Consider the following 1,538-nt stretch of genomic DNA (forward strand, 5'->3'; position numbering starts at 1 on the left):
CAGCCCAGGTTGGAATTGGATGCGGTTCATCGCCATGATATACGGCCCCTTAAATGATATGCCTTTAGTAGACGCCGTCCTTTCGCGTAATACTGGGTTTGGCTGAAGCATCTTGCTAATCAGGAAGTCGTTTGATACTTTCTCGAAATCTTGGGGGTTATTTAAGTCAAGCATGGGGGCCCTTGGGATATTTTATGAATGATTTACCAATAATACTTGCCTTATTATAGAGTAAAATAAACTTTATAGATAATATTATCGGAAAATAATTTACTAAAGCATTCGTAATGCGGATAAAAAACCCAGGTAACCGCCTGTTTTGCAAGGTCGCTGATTATTTTACAAAAAGGGTAATAGTTTATAGCGGGGCGGGTTTTATGCTGCTAAACTCGCCGTTCTTAAATAAGGTGCGCCCATGAAAGAATCCCTTAAGACACTCGCCACAGAATTCGCGGATAAAGAATACGCACATGCCTATCTGGAAGAATTGTCCAATATGGCGATTGCCGCACAAATACAAGCCCTACGCGAACAGCGCGGTTGGACACAAAAACAACTGGCCCAATATGCCGACATGGAACAAGAGCGTATTTGTGCGCTTGAAGATGTCGATTACGGTGCTTGGACGCTCAAGACCTTGCGCAAGCTTGCAAAAGCCTTTGATTTGACCGTAAAGGTGTCTTTTGAGGCATTTAGTAGCTGTGTTTTTGATGCCTCAAAAATCAGCCCAGAAACCTTAAAACGGACTTCACGCACAGAAGACTTAATGGCGTTTTCCTGCAATGGGCATCGGCATCTAAGAACTTTTTGGAGCGATAAAACAGTAACTACCTCAAGGTGCGCCCCGCAGTCAGTTGTTATCAATAGTCTACCAGTGGGCAGTGAGCAGTTATAGCTATGAATAAGTTAAGCAATGTACCATATATGATCACGGGCAAATATCTCGTGATAGCTTGCCAAATGGTTAGGTGTTTGTCGCGCTAAGTTATAAAACTAAAAAAGCTTATTCTTTTTCTTAAAAATTAATATTCTGCCAATCATCGGTAATTTCTTTCCAAGTCACTTTTCGTTCTACTTTACCAGACCAAACATCCCAAAAATCTGGATCATCCGATTTTGGGCGTTGCTCTTCTGGCAATGAATTTATTTGCACTAACACGGGTAACTCAGATGCCCACCCTAACAAAATGGCATTTTGTGAAGGTAGTGATGGTAAATCGCGTAATAGTCCGCGTAGATTATCAGGTACAAGTTTATGTACTAATTCCTGATCACGATCATTACTGATACTATGTAGCAGAAAACTATTGCATTGAGACAAAACAGTCGGTGATAACTCGGAAGGTCGCTGAGAAGACAATACCAATCCTAAACCAAATTTTCTACCTTCGCGGGCTATTTTTTCAAACACCTGACACTCGATCATCAAGTTTTTCATAAAGCCGCCAAATTTATGGCTGAAAATGGGTGGTAAAGCAGTTAAGCTAATCCGCGTTAAAAAATGACCGGATTGAACGCCATGCTACTGACCGAGTTTG

At 41.4% G+C, this 1,538-nt stretch carries 2 protein-coding genes; one reads left to right on the top strand and one right to left on the bottom strand.

The window, feature by feature from the left end; genetic code table 11:
• Positions 1 to 415: 415 nt before the first annotated feature.
• Complete coding sequence (locus tag AADEFJLK_RS23610) at positions 416 to 895, top strand: helix-turn-helix transcriptional regulator (protein ID WP_103976035.1); 480 nt, start codon at positions 416 to 418, stop codon at positions 893 to 895.
• Positions 896 to 1,015: 120 nt separating this feature from the next.
• Here AADEFJLK_RS23610 and AADEFJLK_RS23615 read toward each other — a convergent pair whose 3' ends face one another.
• The gene (locus tag AADEFJLK_RS23615) at positions 1,016 to 1,438 is read right to left on the bottom strand and encodes an ATP-binding protein (RefSeq protein ID WP_249028132.1); all 423 of its coding nucleotides are present in this window, start codon (positions 1,436 to 1,438) and stop codon (positions 1,016 to 1,018) included.
• Positions 1,439 to 1,538: the final 100 nt, after the last annotated feature.

It is taken from the genome of Methylovulum psychrotolerans (assembly GCF_002923755.1).
Lineage (GTDB): Bacteria > Pseudomonadota > Gammaproteobacteria > Methylococcales > Methylomonadaceae > Methylovulum > Methylovulum psychrotolerans.